Genomic DNA, 16777 nt, shown 5'->3' on the forward strand with positions numbered 1-16777 from the left:
CGCCACAATTCTCCCCCGCACAACCCGATGGAGCCGCTCCGTGCCCGATTTCAACCTCACCCGCGAGGAGGCGCAGCGCCGCGCCGCCACCCTCACCGTCGAGTCGTATGACGTGAGCCTCGATCTGTGCACCTCACCGGAGACCTTCGCGTCCACCGCGACAGTGCGCTTCAGCGCCTCCGCGGACGCGGGTGAGACCTTCATCGACTTCATCGGACCCTCAGTCGAGTCGATCGTTCTCAACGGCGAATCTCTTGACCCTGCAACCGTTTTCGACGGTGCACGCATCACCCTGCCGAAGCTGGCAGCGCAGAACGAGCTCACCGTGCGGGCCACCGGCGCCTACATGAACACCGGAGAAGGTCTGCACCGCTTCGTCGACCCGGCCGACGGCGAGGTCTACCTCTACTCGCAGTTCGAGGTCGCCGACTGCCGTCGCGTCTTCGCGGTCTTCGACCAGCCGGACCTGAAGGCGACCTTCGCGTTCACGGTGACCGCGCCCGAGCGCTGGCAGGTGGTCTCGACCCAACCGACGCCCGAGCCGGAGGGGGCGAGCGTCACCTACACCGCGCCGGACGGCACCATCGAACCGGCGGCCACCTGGCGGTTCGCGCCGACACCCCGGCTCGCCTGCTACGTCACCGCGATCGTCGCCGGCCCTTACGCCGTCGTCCGCGACGAGGTCGAGGCCGCGCGCGGCGTCGTACCGCTTGGCGTGCTCTGTCGTCAGTCGCTTGCCGACCACCTCGACGCGGACAACATCTTCGACACCACGAAACGCGGATTGCACTTCTACGAAACGCAATTCGGCGAGCCCTACCCGTTCGAGAAGTACGACCAGATCTTCGTCCCGGAGTTCAACGCCGGCGCGATGGAGAACGCCGGCTGCGTGACCATCACCGAGACCTACGTCTTCCGCACCCAGGTGTCCGACGCCCTCGTCGAGCGACGGGCGCTGACCGTGCTGCACGAGCTGGCGCACATGTGGTTCGGCGACCTGGTCACCATGCAGTGGTGGGACGACCTGTGGCTCAACGAGTCGTTCGCCGAATGGGCTTCCACCTACTGCCAGTCCGAGGCAACGCAGTGGACCAGTGCCTGGACGACGTTCAGCACCGTGGAGAAGGCGTGGGCCTACCGCCAGGACTCGCTGTCCTCGACCCACCCCGTCTACGCGAACATGCGGCATCTGGACGACGTCGAAGCCAACTTCGACGGGATCACCTACGCCAAGGGTGCGTCGGTGCTGCGCCAGCTCGTGGCGTATGTCGGCGTCGAACCCTTCGTCGCCGGATTGCGTTCGTACTTCGAGAAGTTCAAGTGGGGCAACACCACCTTCGACGATCTGCTCGGCGAGCTGGAAGCAACCTCCGGACGTGACCTGTCCAGCTGGCGCGACCTGTGGCTGCAAACCGCCGGCAGCAACGTGCTGCGTCCGGTCGTCACGGTCAGCGACGACGGCACGATCACCGCCCTGCGGATCGAGCAGACCGCGCCGACCGACCACCCAACCCTGCGTCCGCACCGCCTCGCGGTGGGTTTGTATGAAATGCAAGGTGATTCGCTGGTCGCGCTCGACAGCGTCGAGGTCGACGTCGACGGCGAGTCGACCGAGGTCCCGGCCCTGGTCGGCCGCCAGGTGCCCGACCTGCTGCTGGTCAACGACCAGGATCTGTCCTTCGCCAAGGTGCGCCTCGACGACCGGTCGCTCGGCACGGTGCTGGCACACCCGTCCGCGATCACCGACTCACTGACCCGTGCGGTGGTCCAGGGTGCGCTTTGGGAGATGGCCCGCGCCGGCGAACTGCCGCCGCGCGCCTTCATCCGCTATTGCCTGGATGCCGCTGCGACAGAGACCGATTCGGCGCTCTTGCAGGCTCTGCTCATGCGGACCATCGGCGCGACTACGGCCTACCTGACCAACTCGGCGGTGGGCAACATCACCTCGTTCCTGCGGCCTGAGCACCGCGACGAGGAAGCCGCCCAGGTGGCGACAGCGCTGCGGGCGCTGATGACCGGCGCGGCGCCGGGCAGCGACGCCCAGCTGCAGTTCACCCAGGCCTTCGCAAGTATGGCGGGGCGCCCGGACGACCTCACCTTCATCCGCGGACTGCTGGATGGCCGGGCCGTGCTCGCCGGTCTGCAGCTCGACTCGGACATGCGCTGGACCCTACTGACCGCGCTCGTCGCAGCCGGCGCCGCGGGCGAGGAGGAGATCGCCGAGCAACTGCGCGCGGACAACACCGCCGACGGCGCCACCCGTGCCGCAGGCGCGCGCGCGACCATGCCGACGCCGGACGCGAAGGCAGCAGCCTGGAGCGCACTGGTCGAGTCGGATTCGTTGCCCAACGAGACGGCCCGGGCGGTCGCTCTCGGCTTCGGTCGGGCCGACGACAGCGCGCTGCTCACGCCATACATCGACCGCTATCACGAGGTGTTGCTCGACGTGTGGGCCTCGCGCACCTACGCGATGGCGGCCGCGGTGGTGAAGCTCGCCTACCCGATCGCGCTGGCGAGCAAGGAGCTGCTCGATGCGTCGCAGACCTGGCTCGACGCTCACCCGGACGCGCCCGCAGGCTTGGTGCGGCTGGTGGCCGAGAATCGCGACATCGTGCAGGTCGCGCTCACTGCGCAGGCCGCGGACGTCGAGTAGCCGCCTCGACCCGCCGGCCGATCGCCCGGTCCCCTGTGTCGCAGCTCACTCCGGACGGCTAGCGTGGGACTTGTTCGATTTGGAAACTTCTCGCGAGCCACGAAAGAGGGACAGTGATGTCCGACGCAGCTTCGGTGATCTATGCCGTCGTCGACCCCGCCACGGGTGAGCAGATCAAGACCTACCCCACGGCGACCGACGAGGAGGTGACTGCGGCGCTGGAGGCGGCCGAGTCGGCGTATCTGAGCTGGGGTCGCACGTCCGCGCTCGAGGACCGGGTCGCGGTCATCAAGCGGGTTGCGCAGTTGCACCGCGACCGCCGCGACGAGCTGGCCAAGATCATCGTCCGCGAGATGGGCAAGCCCGAGGAGGAGGCCCTCGGCGAGGTCGACTTCGCCGCGGAGATCTACGACTACTACGCCGACCACGCCGCGGAGTTCCTCGCCGACGAGAAGATCGACGTCGAGGAGGGCAGCGCAGTCATCGTGCGGCAGCCGTTCGGGGTGCTGGTCGGGATCATGCCGTGGAACTTTCCCTACTACCAGGTGGCCCGGTTCGCCGGTCCGAACATCCTGATCGGCAACACGATCCTGCTCAAGCACGCGCCGCAGTGCCCGGAGTCGGCGGCGGCGATCCAGGCGATGTTCGACGAGGCGCAGGCACCCAAGGGCGTCTACAACAACATCTACGCCACCAACGAGCAGATCGCCGACCTGATCGCCGACTCGCGGGTGCAGGGCGTGTCGCTGACCGGTTCGGAGCGCGCCGGCGCCCAGGTGGCGGCGCAGGCCGGCAAGTACCTCAAGAAGTGCGTGCTCGAGCTCGGCGGCTCCGACCCGTTCATCCTGCTCAGCACCGACGACCTCAAGGCGACCGTGGGTGCGGCGGTGCAGGCCCGGCTGGAGAACGGCGGCCAGGTGTGCAACGGCGGCAAGCGCTTCATCGTCGCCGAGGACCTGTACGACGACTTCCTCACCGAGTTCACCGCACAGCTGAAGGCTGCCCCGCCGGCGGTGCTGTCGTCCGAGGCGGCGGCCGAGCGTCTGCAGAAGCAGGTCGACGAGGCGACCGCGGCGGGCGCGAAGTTGGAGACCTCCGGTCAGCGTGACGGTGCGCACTTCCCGCCCGGTGTGCTCACCGGGATGGACCCGGACGGTGACTCCTTCCACCAGGAGTTCTTCGGACCGGTCGCGATGGTCGTCAAGGCCAAGGACGAGGCGGACGCCGTGCGCCTGGCCAACGACACACCCTTCGGGCTCGGTTCCTACCTCTACACCACCGACTCCGAGCAGGCCCAGCGCGTCGCCGCCCAGATCGAGGCCGGCATGGTCTTCGTCAACGTGGTCGGCGCGGACGCCGCCGACCTGCCGTTCGGTGGCGTGAAGCGCTCCGGCTTCGGCCGCGAGCTGGGCCGCTTCGGCATGGAGGAGTTCGTCAACAAGAAGCTCATCCGGATCGCCTGACGCCATACCCCCGCGAAACTCACCGATAAGGTCCGCAACACGCCGAAATCCGAGCAACACACGGCGCGGCGGCCACCTAATCGGTGAGTTATGCGCCCCGGGGGCTGCGCGGGCGCCATACCCCCGCAAAACTCACCGATAAGGTCCGCGACACGCCGGAATCCGAGCAACACACGGCGCGGCGGCCACCTTATCGGTGAGTTGTGCGCGCCGGAGGCTGCGCGGGCGCCATACCCCCGCAAAACTCACCGATAAGGTCCGCGACACGCCGAAATCCGAGCAACACACGGCGCGGCGGCCACCTAATCGGTGAGTTATGCGCCCCGGGGGCTGCGCGGGCGCCATACCCCCGCAAAACTCACCGATAAGGTCCGCAACACGCCGAAATCCGAGCAACACACGGCGCGGCGAGCACCTTATCGGTGAGTTGTGCGCCCCGACCCGCCCCGCCCGCGCCGCGCCCCGCGCGCGCCCCGCCCGAAGGCCGCGCGGCTCAGTCGACCCGGAAGCTCGCGGTCGCGAGGTCCGCCTTCGGCAGGCGGGTGATCAGCTTGTGCCCCCACCAGATCGCGAGGAACAACGGCAGTCCGAGGTATGACGAGAGCAGCGCCTTGACGTCGATGGTGTCCGAGGTGAAGGCCTGGTAGTTCTGGCCGACGATGACGATCGCGCACATCACCATCGCGATGATCGGGCCGGCCGGGAAGAACGCTGCGCGGTAAGGCAATTCGTCGAGGCTGTGTCCCTGCCGCAGGAACGCCCGGCGGAAGTTGTAGTGACTCCACGCGATGCCGAGCCAGGTGATGAAACCGGCCAGGCCGGAGGCGTTGATCAGCCAGGTGTAGGCGACGCCGTCGCCGAGCAGGCTGGTCAGGAAGCACAGCGCACCGATCGCGGTGGTCGCCAGCAGGGCGGGCCACGGGATGCCGCGGGCGTCGATGCGGGAGAACACTTTCGGGGCCTTCCCGCGCTTGGCCAGCGCCCACAGCATCCGGGTGGACGCGAACAATCCGCAGTTGCCGGCCGACAGGATCGCGGTGAGGATCACCGCGTTCATCACCGACGCCGCGCCGAGGACGCCGATCTTGTCGAAGACCAGGGTGAACGGCGCGATGCTGACGTCGGAGTCGTCGCTGGCCTTGAGCAGCCGGTTGTCGGTGTAGGGCAGCAGGAAGCCGATCACCGCGATGGCGCCGATGTAGAACAGCATGATCCGCACGAAGACGGTGCGAATCGCCTTGGGAATGGTGCGTTTCGGGTCGTCGGCCTCGCCTGCGGCGACACCGACCATCTCAGTGCCCTGGAAGGAGAAACCGGCCACCATGAAGATGCCGAGCAGCCCCGACCACCCGCCGACGAACGGCGCCTCGCCGCGGGTCCAGTTGGAGGTGCCCGGTGACGGTCCGGCGAGGATGCCGAAGATCATCGCGACACCGGCGATCAGGAAGATCACGACCGCCGCGACCTTGATGGACGCGAACCAGAACTCCGCCTCACCGAATGTCCCGACGCTGAATGCGTTGAGGCCGAAGAGGATTGCCAGGAAGATCGCCGACCAGATCCACGACGGCACGTCCGGCAGCCAGTAGCCCATCACCAGCGCGGCGGCCACCAACTCCGCCGCCACCGTGATGGCCCAGTTGTACCAATAGTTCCAACCGGCAGCGAAGCCGAACGACGGGCTGACGAACCGGCTGCCATACGCCTCGAACGAGTCGGCCATCGGCAGGTAGGTCGCCATCTCGCCAAGGCTCTGCATGAGCAGGAAGACCATCAGCCCGATCGCGGCGTATGCCGCCAGCGCCCCGCCCGGCCCGGCGTCGTGGATCGACTTGCCGGACGCCACGAACAGGCCGGTGCCGATGGCACCGCCCATGGCGATCATGTTGATGTGCCGCGCCTTGAGCTTGCGTTGCAGCTCCGGCGGCGCTTCGACCTCGGCGGTCACGAAGCTACGCACCCTCCCCGCGTCGGGTGACCGCCCGGATCAGCCGCTTGGCCCGCCGCGACACCATCAGCTGGTCGAGGGTGACCGCCTCGCGGTCGGCGCCCGCGAGCGGCAGCCGCCAGTTGGGGTACTCCTCGAAGGTGCCCGGCTGGTTGATCGTGCGCACGTCACCGGCCAGGTCGTTGACCGAGACGCCGAGCAGTTTGCTCGGCGACCAGGTGAGGAAGCGGTGCAGCGCGTCGACCTGGTCGTCGACCGAAGCCCCGTCGCGCAGCAGGCCGCGCTCGCGCAGTGCGGCCAGCACCTTCTCCCGCTGCGCGGTGTCCTGCTCGAGCTCCTCCTCCAGGGAGTGCTCGAGCAGCCCGAGCTCGTGCCGGACGGTCACATGCTCACCCTGCAGATAACCGGCCGTCGGTGGCAGGTCGTGGGTGGTGACACTCGCCAGCGCGAGGCTGCGGTAGGTCTCCGGCTGCCGTGGCGAGCCGTCGTCGGTGCGTTCGAACCACAGGATCGAAGTGCCGAAAAGCCCTCTCTCGGCAAGGTAGTCGCGCACCCAGTCCTCGACCGTGCCGAGGTCCTCGCCGATGATGACGGCGCCGGCGCGCTGCGCCTCGAGCGCGAGAATGCCGACCATCGCCTCGTGGTCGTAGCGCACGTAGGTGCCCTCCGCGGGGCCCTGACCGTCGGGCACCCACCAGAGCCGGAACAGTCCGAGGATGTGGTCGACGCGCAGGCCCCCCGCCATACGAAGGCAGGTGCGCAGCAGGTCGCGGTAGGGGGCGTAGTCGAGCTCGGCGAGTCGGTCCGGTCGCCACGGCGGCTGGCTCCAGCTCTGACCCTGCTGGTTGTAGTCGTCCGGCGGGGCGCCGACCGACACTCCCCCGGCGAGCACGTCGCCGAGCGCCCACGCGTCGGCGCCGCCGGGATGCACCCCCACGGCAAGATCCTGTATGACGCCGAGCGACATTCCCGCAGCACGCAATTCGTGCTGGGCGTCGGTGAACTGCGACTGCACGATCCACTGCAGCCAGCAGTGGAACTCCACCTCCTCGGCGAGCCGGTCGCGCTCCGCGGCGACCGCATCGCTACGGGGGTCCTGCAGCTCGGCCGGCCAGTCGCTCCACGGCAACCCACGGTCGACCGCGATCGCCGACCAGGTCGCAAAGTCCAACAGCCCCTGGCCCTCCCGCTCGCAGAAGCTCTCGAAGTCGCGACGCCGGCGGTGGGTGCGCTCGGTGCGGAAGATCATCCGCAGCGCGGCCTGCTTGGACTGCCAGCTGCCGTCCCGGTCCAGGTGATCCAGCTTGTTGAGCCGGCGTGCGTCGTCGCTGTGCCACTCGACCAGCTGGTGCTGCGCGGCCGACAGGTAGCCGAGTTCGGACACCTCCTCCACCCGGATGTACATCGGGTTGACGAAGCGGCGCGACGTCGGCAGGTATGGCGAGGCCTCCATCGGCGCGACCGGCTCCGCGGCGTGCACCGGGTTGATCAGCACGAAATCGGCCCCCTGGCGCGCGCCCCAGGTGCCGAGCTCGGCGAGGTCCGCGGCGTCGCCGATCCCCCACGACCGTTCGGAGCGCACCGAGTAGAGCTGAGTGGTCAGCCCCCAGGCGCGGTCCTGCTGCAGCGCGTCCGGCAGCTCCAGCGTCACGGGGGTGACGATCACGGTGGTCTCGGCGGTCTGCACGTCACCCTCGCCATACGACACCTGCAGGCGGTGGTAGCCGAGCGGCAGGTCGCTCGGCAGCTCGAAGGTGACCTCGCCGGTCCGCTTCCCATCGACCTCGCGGGGTTCGACCTGATGGTCGACCTGCGGGATGTCGCGGGTTTCGCCGTCCTCCAAGGTGATTCGCGCGTCGACGGGAGCGTCGGCCGGCACATGCACTGGCACCCACGGGGTCCAGCCCTCGCGCATGACGACCACCGGCGGGAGCACTCGGCGCCAGGATTCGAGCGCCTTGTCGGCGAGCGCCTCGCGGGCGGCGTCGTCGTCTCCCGCGTCGACGCCGAGGGCGTCGAGCACGGCGACGACGGTCGCTCGCGAGACCGTCACGTGGTTGCCCTTCCAGTCCCAGTAGTCGGTGGCGACGCCGTGGGCGCGGGCGAGTTGGGCGAGGGTTTCGGAGGGCGCGGCGGGTGGTGCGTCGGGCATGTGCGCCAGTGTGTCAGAGGCGCCACACCGCGGCAGGTGGCACTGTCCGGGGTGCCAGCGCCCATGATGGACCCCATGCCTTCTCTTGCTCAGGCGGATCAGCGTTCAACCCTGGACTGGGCCGTCGGCACGCCGCTGATGATCGTCTGCATCCTGATCGGGGCAGTGCTCTTGCGATGGTTGGTGATCCGGGCCATCCGGCGGGCGGTGCGGGTGATGGAGCACCGCGGCGCTCAGCGCGAGGGCCGCGCCGGGCGGGTGCTGCGACAAGCGACCGGCCTGGACTCCGAGCGGCGCAAGCAGCGCGCGGCGACGATGGGCTCGATCCTGCGGTCGGTGACCACGATCGTGATCTTCGGCATCGCCGGGCTGACGATCATGTCCACGCTCGGCGTCCCGCTCGCGCCCCTGCTCGCCTCCGCCGGTGTGGGCGGTGTCGCGCTCGGTTTCGGCGCGCAGAGCCTGGTGAAGGACTTCCTGTCCGGGATCTTCATGATCATGGAGGACCAGTACGGCGTCGGCGACGTCATCGACACCGGTCAGGCGATCGGCACGGTCGAGGAGGTCACGCTGCGGGTCACCCGGCTGCGCGATGCTTCTGGCGTGGTCTGGTATGTCCGCAACGGCGAGATCCTGCGCGTCGGCAACAAGTCGCAAGGCTGGGCTACCGCACTGATCGACGTGCCGATCGGCTACGACCAGTCGGTGGAGAAGGCGCTGCAGGTGCTGCGTCAGGTGGTTGCCGCCGTGGACGACGAATCCCCATGGAAGGAAAGGCTGTTGGAGGAGCCGCAGGTCGCGGGCGTGGAGTCGGTGAGCAGTGGTGTGGTCACCTTGCGGATCATCGCGACCTGTGTGCCGAACGAGCAGTACAGCGTGGCCCGGGAGATTCGCGAGCGGGCCAAGGTCGCGCTCGACGCGGCGGGCGTGCGCGGTCCGCAGCTCCCGTCATACCCCGGCCAGGGCGCGGCGCCCGGTCCGACCACGAACTGATTGGATGGCGTGGTGAGCACGTTCTACGACGAGGTCGGCGGACACCCGACGTTCGCCAAGCTGGTGCACGAGTTCTACGTCGGCGTCGCGAGCGACCCCGAACTCCGGGCGCTCTACCCCGAGGAGGATCTCGGCCCGGCCGAGGAGCGTCTGCTGCTCTTCCTCGAGCAGTACTGGGGCGGCCCGACGACCTACAGCCAGGAGCGGGGTCACCCGCGGCTGCGGATGCGGCACCTGCCGTTCAAGGTGACGCCGGCGCAGCGCGACCGCTGGCTCACGCACATGCTGGCCGCGGTCGACTCCCTCGACCTCGACGCCCAGCACGACGCCCTGCTGCGCGAATACCTCACGCGCGCGGCGTTTTCGATGGTCAACGCCTGGGAGGACTGACCCCCGAACTTCGTGGGGTTACTTGATCGCGCCCTGGGTGACGCCACTCAGCACCCAGCGCTGGGCGAGGAAGTAGACCACCAGGGTCGGCAGCATCGCCATCAGGTATGACGCGAAGGCCACGTTGTAGTTGGTCGTCAGTGAGACCGCGAAGATGTTCTGTACCACCGGCAGCGACTGGTACTGCGCGTCGGCGGTGATGATCGCCGGCATCATGTAGTCGTTCCAGGAGGCGAGGAACGCGAAGATGCCGACGGTCGCGTTCATCGGCCCGAGCAGCGGCACGATCAGCTGCCGGAACGTCTGCCAGGTGCTCGCGCCGTCCAGCCGGGCGCTTTCCTCCAGCTCGAACGGGATCGACCGCAGGAACGCGGTGTAGAGCAGGATGTTGAAGCCCATCGAGAGCAGCACGTGCAGCAGCCCGACACCGATCGGGTTGGCGAGGCCGAGTAGTGCGGTCAGCTTCACCTGCGGCAGCGCGATCACCGGGAACGGGATGAACATCGCGGCCAGCAGGTAGAAGTAGGAGTAGCGGAACGCCTTGCGGTGCCAGTTGCGCACGATCGCGTAGGACGCCATCGACGAGACGGCGAGCGAACCGACGACCGCCACGACCGCGATGACCACCGACACCGCCGCAGCCCGCGGGAAGTGCACCAGGTCCCACGCCGTGGAGAAGTTGCTCCAGTGCAGCGAGGTGGGCAGTGCGAAGCCGCTGCCGCTGGACGCCTCGGCGTTGGTCTTGAGCGCCATCGTGACCGCGAGGTAGAGCGGGATGAACACTGCCAGGCTGGCGATGGCCAGCACGGTGGTCAGCTTCCAGCTGCGGCGCTCGCCGGTGGCAGCACTGCTGCGCGCGCGAGGTGCAGGAGTCGGAATCGTTGCCATGTCTAGAGATTCACCTCTCGACCGCGGAGCAGCCGCAGTTGCAGCAGGGAGATCACGACGGTGATCACGAAGAAGACGACCGCATTGGCCATCGAGTAGGCGTAGTCGCCGTTGTTGAAGCCGTTGAAGATGCCCATCGCCACGCTCGTGGTGGAGGTGCCGGGACCGCCGCCGGTCAGACCGACGATCACGTCATACGCATTGAGGAAGTTCTTGAAGCTGAGGATCGAGTTGACCACGACGTAGCCGGCCACCAGCGGCAGCGTGATGCTGCGGAAGCGCCGCCACGCGCTCGCGCCGTCCAGCGACGCGGCCTCGTAGACCTCACCAGGTATGGCGAGCAGCCCCGCCAGGTAGATGATCATCGCGCTCGGGATCGCCTGCCACGCGGTCACGATCACCACGCCGAGCCAGGCCCAGTCCTGGTTGGCGAGCAGGCTCTGCTCACCGCCGGTCCAGCCGAGGCTGCTCGCGACGGACGGGACCGAGAACGAGAAGAAATACTGAAAGACGTAGGCGACGACGATGCCGGACAGCACCATCGGCACGAAGAAGACGCTGCGCAGGCCGCGCTTGAAATGGATCTTCGAGCTCAGCCCGATCGCCAGCGCCAGGGCGAGCGCATTGACCACGATTGTGGTCACGACCGCGAAAAGCAGTGTGAACCGGTAGGACCCGAGGATCGTGCTGTCGTGCCAGAGCGATCGATAGTTTTCGAAGCCGACCCACTTCCACGAGCCGAAGCCGGCGTAGTTGGTGAAGCTGAAGAACACCCCGACGAGCGCCGGGAGGGTCACGAAGACGGTGAAGAGTGCGAGCGCCGGGAAGAGCATCCAGACGTATGCCGTGTCGGATCGACGGCGGCGGGTTGTTGCGGTCATCGGATCGGTCCTCTCAGGCCGCCGCCGACCGAGCGGCGCGGTTTGCCCAGTCGGTGTCGAGCCGGTTCAGCAGACCGGGCACGTCACCGCTGGTGAGCATGGTCTGGATGTAGTTGCCGAGCGGGATCGTCATCGAGATGTAGGTGCTCGCGCCCTGGTAGAACCTCGCCTGCTGCACGTATGACGAGAGTCCCGCAACGCGCGGATCAGCCAGTGGCGGCGCGTTCACCGTCGGCGAGGTGGCCAGCGCCTGCTTGTTGTAGGCGTTCATCACCTCGGGCCTCATCAGCCACTGCAGCATGGTGCGCGCCTGCTCCTTGCGGCTGGAGTCGTTCGGGATCCACAGCGCCAGGTCGAGGTTGACCCGCACCTTGGTGTCGGCGCGGTCGTCGGTGCAGGGCAGCGCGAACGAGCCGAGTTGCAGCTTCGGGTTGGCGGCGGCCAGCGGGGTCAGCGCCCACGGCCCCTGCAGATACATCGCCGCCTTGCCCTTGGCGAACTCGGTGTTGCCGGCGTTGTAGTTGAGGCTCGGCGCGTTGGCGTTGCGGTAGCGGTAGAGCTGCACCATCTTGTGGCAGGCGTCGCCGAAGTTGCGGCTGAACGACGCTGGCGAGTTCTTGTCGACCTTGCCCTCTTCGTCCTTGAGCCGCTTGAAGAATGCGGCCACGTCCAGGGTGCCGCCGCTGACGTAGTCCCAGATGCCCTGCAACAGCGTCCAGCCGTCGAGGAAGGTGAAGTAGATCGGCGTCACCCCGGCCGCCTGGAACTTCTTGCAGGCGGAGATGAGTTCGCTCCACGTGGTCGGCACCGCGACGTCGTGCTTGGCGAAGAGCTCCTTGTTGTAGATCACTCCGGCCGACGCGACGGAGTAGGGAAGCACGCTGGTCTGGCCCTTGTAGCTGGCGAACTGCCCGACGAGCGCCTGCACGCTCGGCGCGATCGTCTTGGCCTCGGGCAGGTCCGACAGGTCGCTGAGCGCACCGCGAGCAAGGAAGCTGGCCGCTTCCAATTGGTAGTTGTAACAAGCCAAGTCGGGCGGTGTGCCGCGCACGAACTGCGGCGTGAGCGGCGTCGTGGTCGGATCGTGTGAGGCGCGCACGCCGCGCTGCGAGCTGTTGAACTGTGCGGTCAGCTTGTCGAAGTAGGGGATCACCTCGGGCTTGTTCTGCAGGAAGCGGATGTCGTCGCTCGAGCCGAGTCCGCACCCGGCCAGGGCGCCCGAGGTCGCGGCACCGGCCGCGCCGAGCAGGCCCCAGCGGAGCACCTGGCGCCGCGTGGGTGGGAGCTGTGACATGCTGCCTCCGACGATTAAATAAGGTGACTTTAATAAACCGAGTTGATATTGTCGTGTGACGCAGGCCACTGTCAAGCACTTCGCGACAATCGGGAGGGAGCGCGCCCATGACGACGACGTCGAGCCTTGACCTGCCCGCACTGGCCCTCGGGGTGCCCGATGCCCGCGCCGACAGCGCCGTCCGGGTGCTGACCGTGCTGCGGACCGGCTCCCCCGCCGCCGCGGGCGATGTGGTCGCGGCGACCGGCCTGTCGCGGCCGACGGTGTTGACCGCCTGCGACGACCTCGTCGCGGCGGGCTGGGTGCGCGAGGTGCCCGGCGTCACGTCGGGACGGGGCCGCCCGGCCCGCACGTTCGAGATCGACCCGGACGCCGGTTTCGTCGCCGGAGTCGACCTCGGTCTCGGGCGGGTGCGCGTCGCGATCGCCGACCTGGCCGGCCGGATCCGGCACTCCAGCAGCGTGGCGATCTCGCCGACGGCGGGCGGGCGAGCCCGCATCGGCGCGATCAACAAGCAGTTGTCCGCCCTGCGCGCCAAGCTGCCCGAGCACCGGCTGCTCGCGGTGGCGATCGGGCTTCCGGCGCCGGTGCACGGGGCCGAGATCATCGCCGACGAGGATTTCCTCGGCGACCTGCCGCGGGCGGGGCTGTCCGACAAGGTCGCCCGCGCACAGGGGGCACCGGTCGTCCTGCACAACGACGCCAACCTCGCCGCCCTCGCAGAGCGAGCGGGCGGCGTCGCTCAGGGCAGCGACAACCTGGTGGCACTGCTCGCCGGGGAACGGCTCGGCGCCGGCGTCGTCTGCGACGGGCGTCTGCTGCACGGCTCGCGCGGGGGCGCCGGCGAGATCGGCGGCGCCGGCCTCCTCCGCGGTGTCGAGGGCACTCTCGGTGTCGGCTACCTGGTCCGCCAGGCTGCCGCGCCTCGCGGAATGACCGATCCGGCAACGGTGTTCGACCTCGCGACCAAGGATGTCGCGACCCGGCGCCTGGTCGAGCGGGCGGTCCGGCCGGTCGCTCGGGTCATCGCCTCGCTGCACCTGCTGCTCGACCCGGAGGTGATCGTCATCAGCGGGGCGGTCGCCGGAGCCCCGGGGTTGATCGCGGCACTGGAGGCTGGGCTGCCGCAGATGGAGGAGCTCCAGCGGCGGCCGGTCACCCTGCGGGCATCGACGCTGGGCGGCACCGCGGTCGTCCACGGGGGCGTGGCTGCAGCTTCGTCATACGCCTGGGAGCGGCTGCTGGCCCGGCCGTGAGCACCTCCCGAAGCCATGAACTTCTAAAAACCCATGAACTTCGCACCACGAGAAAGGATTTCGATGCAAGACACCAACACCTCGGCCACGACCGAGGCGACCACCGAAGTGCAGCTGCACGGCGCCCACCCGGGCGGTGAGTGGTGGCGCAGCGCGGTCATCTACCAGATCTACCCGCGCTCCTGGGCCGACGCCGACGGCAACGGCGTTGGCGACCTGCCGGGCATCACGTCACGACTTCCCTACCTCAAGGCACTGGGCGTGGACGCGGTCTGGCTGTCGCCCTTCTACCCCTCCCCCCAGGCGGACGCCGGGTATGACGTCTCCGACTACCGCGGAGTCGAACCGCTCTTCGGCAGGCTTGCGGACGCCGACGCGCTCATCGAGAAGTCCCACGAGCTCGGTCTGCGGGTGCTGGTCGATCTGGTCCCCAACCACACCTCCGACGAGCACGCGTGGTTCCAGTCGGCACTGCGGGCCGCCCCGGGCTCGGCGGAGCGGGAGCGTTACATCTTCCGCGACGGTTCCGGCGCGCACGGCGAGCTCCCGCCGAACAACTGGGAGAGCGTCTTCGGCGGCGCCGCGTGGACCCGCGTCACCGAGCCCGACGGCACTCCCGGCCAGTGGTATCTCCACCTTTTCGACAGCAAGCAGCCGGACCTGAATTGGCAGAACCCCCAGGTGCGTTCGGAGTTCGAGGACATTCTGCGCTTCTGGCTCGACCGTGGCGTGGACGGCTTCCGGGTCGACGTCGCGCACGGCCTGATCAAGGCCGACGGCCTGCCCGACTGGAGCGGTCCGCTCAACATGCTGGAGCTCAGCGGCGACCAGACCCGGCCGCCGATGTGGGACCAGGACGGCGTGCACGAGGTCTACCGCGCCTGGCACAAGGTGCTCGCGTCCTACCCCGGCGAGCGTGCGATGGTCGCCGAAGCCTGGGTGCAGCCGGCCGACCGGGCCGCCCTCTACGTGCGCGACGACGAGTTCCAGCAGGCCTTCAACTTCGAGTTCCTGCAGGCGCCCTGGCGGGCGCGCGACCTCGCGGACGCGATCGGCCGGTCCTACCTGGCCAACGACGCGGTGGGCGCCCCAACCACCTGGGTGCTGTCCAACCACGACGTCGTGCGGCACGCCTCGCGGCTGGGGCTGCCGGTCGGCCAGCCGCGGCCGAACGGGATCGGCGCGGACGACCCGCAGCCGGACGCCGAGCTCGGCCTGCGCCGGGCACGTGCCGCGACGACGCTGATGCTGGCCCTGCCGGGTGGCGCCTACCTCTACCAGGGTGAGGAGCTCGGGCTGCCCGAGGCGACCACCCTGCCGGACGAGGTGCGTCAGGACCCGACCTTCCACCGCACCGCGGGCCGGGAGAAGGGACGCGACGGGTGCCGCGTCCCGATGCCGTGGGAAAAGGACGCTGCGTCATACGGATTCGGCAACGGGGACCGGCCCTGGCTCCCCCAGCCCGAGGCGTATGGCGAGCTCGCCGTCGACCAGCAGGACGGCGCCCCGGGCTCCACGCTCGAGCTCTACCGCCGGCTGCTGCGGGTGCGACGCGAGCTCGACCTCGGCGAGGGGTCGCTCGCCGCGGTCGACCTCGGCGAGGACGTCCTCGCGTATGACGTGACGAGCGGTGCGTCCACAGTCCGGGTCATCGTCAACTTCGGCGCAACCCCGGTGCCGCTGCCGGCGGACCGTGCGGTGCTGGTTACCAGTGAACCGGGCATCACCGCCGAACTGCCGACCGACACGGCCGTCTGGCTGGGTTAGCGCACGAGGACGTGCCCGACGGGGGTGCTGAGCCGGTGCCAGCGGCCTGCGGCATACACCTGGGCATGGTCGCCGACCACGAAACCCAACGTGTATGCCGCAAACGCCGCACCGGCCGGCAACCCGTCGGCACCGCCCGGAGCCGAGAAGCCCCGGCCCCAGACACGTTGCCGTAGCGACTCGACGGCTGCCGCCCCGGAACCTTCCGGAGCACCTGCCGCGATCTGCGAAATGCCTTGTTCGGCAACGTCTTTGAGTGCGCTCGTCGGCACCTCGCCGATCGGCTCCCAACCCGACCGGGGTGGCGACACCGCAGCCCAGCTGACCATGACGCGGGTCGGCGGCACGTCGAGGTCGGTCCCGGACCCGGCACGAGCAAGCCGGTCGCCCAGCGCGGCGACCGGCACCACCGCATCGTCGTCGGCGTCCTCCGCGAGCGCCATCACCCGCAGCCCGAGCGCGGTGCCCTCGGCGGACAACCCGCGACCGGACAGGACCCCGGCCCAGGCAGCGAGAGTGCGACCGGTCGCCTGCAGACGCATCGCACCGCTCTCGTCGAGGCGCCGCACCCGCCCGACATACGTCGCGAGGTCCGCGCGCGTCTCGGCGTCCGCCAGGCGCAGCGTCACAGGTGGCCCTTCGGCCGCCGTTTCATGTGCGGCGGCTTACCGGCATATCGCCCGAGCACCTCGCGATCGGCCTCGCTCAGGCGCATCGGCCGCTGGGTCTCCATGTCGAAGGCGACCTGGGTGGTCTCGGCCACGGCATACACCTCCGCGTCGGGCTGACGCGAGGAGAGCACCTCGTAGGCCAGGTCGAAGGAGGCTCCGGAGATGTTCGGCACCCACATGGCGATGACGATCGGTTCCTCGCGGTAGTGCAGCTGCCGGACGTAGTCGATCTCGGCGCGCGCGATGAGCAGCGGCGGCCGGTGCCGATCGGCGGCGGTGCTCTCGAACCACTCGCGCAATCCGTGCACCCGCGCCTCCTCCAGCAGGCGGAGGAACTGCACGTTGTTGATGTGACGCAGCGCGTCCATGTCCGACCAGCGAAGCGGGACATCGACGTAATAGGGACGAGTCGGCATGTCCC

General features: G+C 68.9%; 13 protein-coding genes. 6 read left to right on the top strand and 7 right to left on the bottom strand.

Annotated features, from left to right (window positions below; genetic code table 11):
• Positions 1-40: 40 nt before the first annotated feature.
• Entirely contained in the window at positions 41-2653 is a 2613-nt protein-coding gene (gene pepN / locus N2M23_RS08365) for an aminopeptidase N (RefSeq protein WP_265444693.1), read from the top strand.
• Positions 2654-2769: 116 nt separating this feature from the next.
• Positions 2770-4116 (top strand): NAD-dependent succinate-semialdehyde dehydrogenase, encoded by a 1347-nt coding sequence (locus N2M23_RS08370; protein WP_265444694.1) that lies wholly within the window; start codon positions 2770-2772, stop codon positions 4114-4116.
• Between the two features lie 493 nt (positions 4117-4609).
• On the opposite strand, the gene N2M23_RS08375 is transcribed toward N2M23_RS08370, so the two are convergent.
• Both N2M23_RS08375 and malQ read right to left on the bottom strand, forming a co-directional pair.
• Positions 4610-6064 (bottom strand): amino acid permease, encoded by a 1455-nt coding sequence (locus N2M23_RS08375; RefSeq protein ID WP_425270203.1) that lies wholly within the window; start codon positions 6062-6064, stop codon positions 4610-4612.
• Between the two features lie 4 nt (positions 6065-6068).
• Positions 6069-8216, bottom strand: coding sequence for a 4-alpha-glucanotransferase (gene malQ / locus N2M23_RS08380; protein ID WP_265444695.1), 2148 nt, complete (start codon positions 8214-8216; stop codon positions 6069-6071).
• A 75-nt stretch (positions 8217-8291) separates the two neighbouring features.
• Between malQ and N2M23_RS08385 the strand changes: the two genes are divergently transcribed.
• Entirely contained in the window at positions 8292-9209 is a 918-nt protein-coding gene (locus tag N2M23_RS08385; protein ID WP_265444696.1) for a mechanosensitive ion channel family protein, read from the top strand.
• Between the two features lie 12 nt (positions 9210-9221).
• Positions 9222-9599 (top strand): globin, encoded by a 378-nt coding sequence (locus N2M23_RS08390; RefSeq protein ID WP_341870587.1) that lies wholly within the window; start codon positions 9222-9224, stop codon positions 9597-9599.
• Between the two features lie 18 nt (positions 9600-9617).
• Here N2M23_RS08390 and N2M23_RS08395 read toward each other — a convergent pair whose 3' ends face one another.
• From N2M23_RS08395 to N2M23_RS08405, 3 genes are read right to left on the bottom strand one after another with little or no spacing between them, the layout of a single operon-like run.
• Positions 9618-10487, bottom strand: a complete 870-nt coding sequence (locus N2M23_RS08395; RefSeq protein WP_265444698.1) for a carbohydrate ABC transporter permease — start codon at positions 10485-10487, stop codon at positions 9618-9620.
• A 2-nt stretch (positions 10488-10489) separates the two neighbouring features.
• Positions 10490-11368, bottom strand: coding sequence for a carbohydrate ABC transporter permease (locus N2M23_RS08400; RefSeq protein WP_265444699.1), 879 nt, complete (start codon positions 11366-11368; stop codon positions 10490-10492).
• Between the two features lie 13 nt (positions 11369-11381).
• Positions 11382-12662 carry an ABC transporter substrate-binding protein gene (locus tag N2M23_RS08405; RefSeq protein ID WP_265444700.1) on the bottom strand — a complete coding sequence of 427 codons (1281 nt, stop codon included), beginning with the start codon at positions 12660-12662 and terminating at the stop codon, positions 11382-11384.
• Positions 12663-12769: 107 nt separating this feature from the next.
• Between N2M23_RS08405 and N2M23_RS08410 the strand changes: the two genes are divergently transcribed.
• Complete coding sequence (locus N2M23_RS08410; RefSeq protein ID WP_265444702.1) at positions 12770-13918, top strand: ROK family transcriptional regulator; 1149 nt, start codon at positions 12770-12772, stop codon at positions 13916-13918.
• A 63-nt stretch (positions 13919-13981) separates the two neighbouring features.
• Positions 13982-15685, top strand: a complete 1704-nt coding sequence (locus N2M23_RS08415; protein WP_265444704.1) for a glycoside hydrolase family 13 protein — start codon at positions 13982-13984, stop codon at positions 15683-15685.
• Here the strand turns inward: N2M23_RS08415 and N2M23_RS08420 are convergent.
• A complete protein-coding gene (locus tag N2M23_RS08420) occupies positions 15682-16314 on the bottom strand; it encodes a DUF8185 domain-containing protein (RefSeq protein ID WP_265444706.1) in 633 nt (210 codons plus the stop codon). The two genes, N2M23_RS08415 and N2M23_RS08420, sit on opposite strands and share 4 nt — an antisense overlap.
• Positions 16311-16772: an acyl-CoA thioesterase gene (locus N2M23_RS08425; RefSeq protein WP_265444707.1), complete on the bottom strand. Its 462-nt coding sequence runs from the start codon at positions 16770-16772 to the stop codon at positions 16311-16313. The genes N2M23_RS08420 and N2M23_RS08425 overlap by 4 nt, the downstream gene beginning before the upstream one ends.
• Between the last annotated feature and the right edge of the window lie 5 nt (positions 16773-16777).

Source organism: Flexivirga meconopsidis (assembly GCF_026162425.1).
Classification (GTDB): domain Bacteria; phylum Actinomycetota; class Actinomycetes; order Actinomycetales; family Dermatophilaceae; genus Flexivirga; species Flexivirga meconopsidis.

Excerpts from the sequence above, each read along its gene's own strand:
- N2M23_RS08370 (WP_265444694.1), top strand. The coding sequence starts at position 2,770 with ATGTCCGACGCAGCTTCGGTGATCTATGCCGTCGTCGACCCCGCCACG.
- malQ (WP_265444695.1), bottom strand. The coding sequence starts at position 8,216 with ATGCCCGACGCACCACCCGCCGCGCCCTCCGAAACCCTCGCCCAACTC.
- N2M23_RS08385 (WP_265444696.1), top strand. The coding sequence starts at position 8,292 with ATGCCTTCTCTTGCTCAGGCGGATCAGCGTTCAACCCTGGACTGGGCC.
- N2M23_RS08395 (WP_265444698.1), bottom strand. The coding sequence starts at position 10,487 with ATGGCAACGATTCCGACTCCTGCACCTCGCGCGCGCAGCAGTGCTGCC.
- N2M23_RS08400 (WP_265444699.1), bottom strand. The coding sequence starts at position 11,368 with ATGACCGCAACAACCCGCCGCCGTCGATCCGACACGGCATACGTCTGG.
- N2M23_RS08405 (WP_265444700.1), bottom strand. The coding sequence starts at position 12,662 with ATGTCACAGCTCCCACCCACGCGGCGCCAGGTGCTCCGCTGGGGCCTG.
- N2M23_RS08410 (WP_265444702.1), top strand. The coding sequence starts at position 12,770 with ATGACGACGACGTCGAGCCTTGACCTGCCCGCACTGGCCCTCGGGGTG.
- N2M23_RS08415 (WP_265444704.1), top strand. The coding sequence starts at position 13,982 with ATGCAAGACACCAACACCTCGGCCACGACCGAGGCGACCACCGAAGTG.
- N2M23_RS08425 (WP_265444707.1), bottom strand. The coding sequence starts at position 16,772 with ATGCCGACTCGTCCCTATTACGTCGATGTCCCGCTTCGCTGGTCGGAC.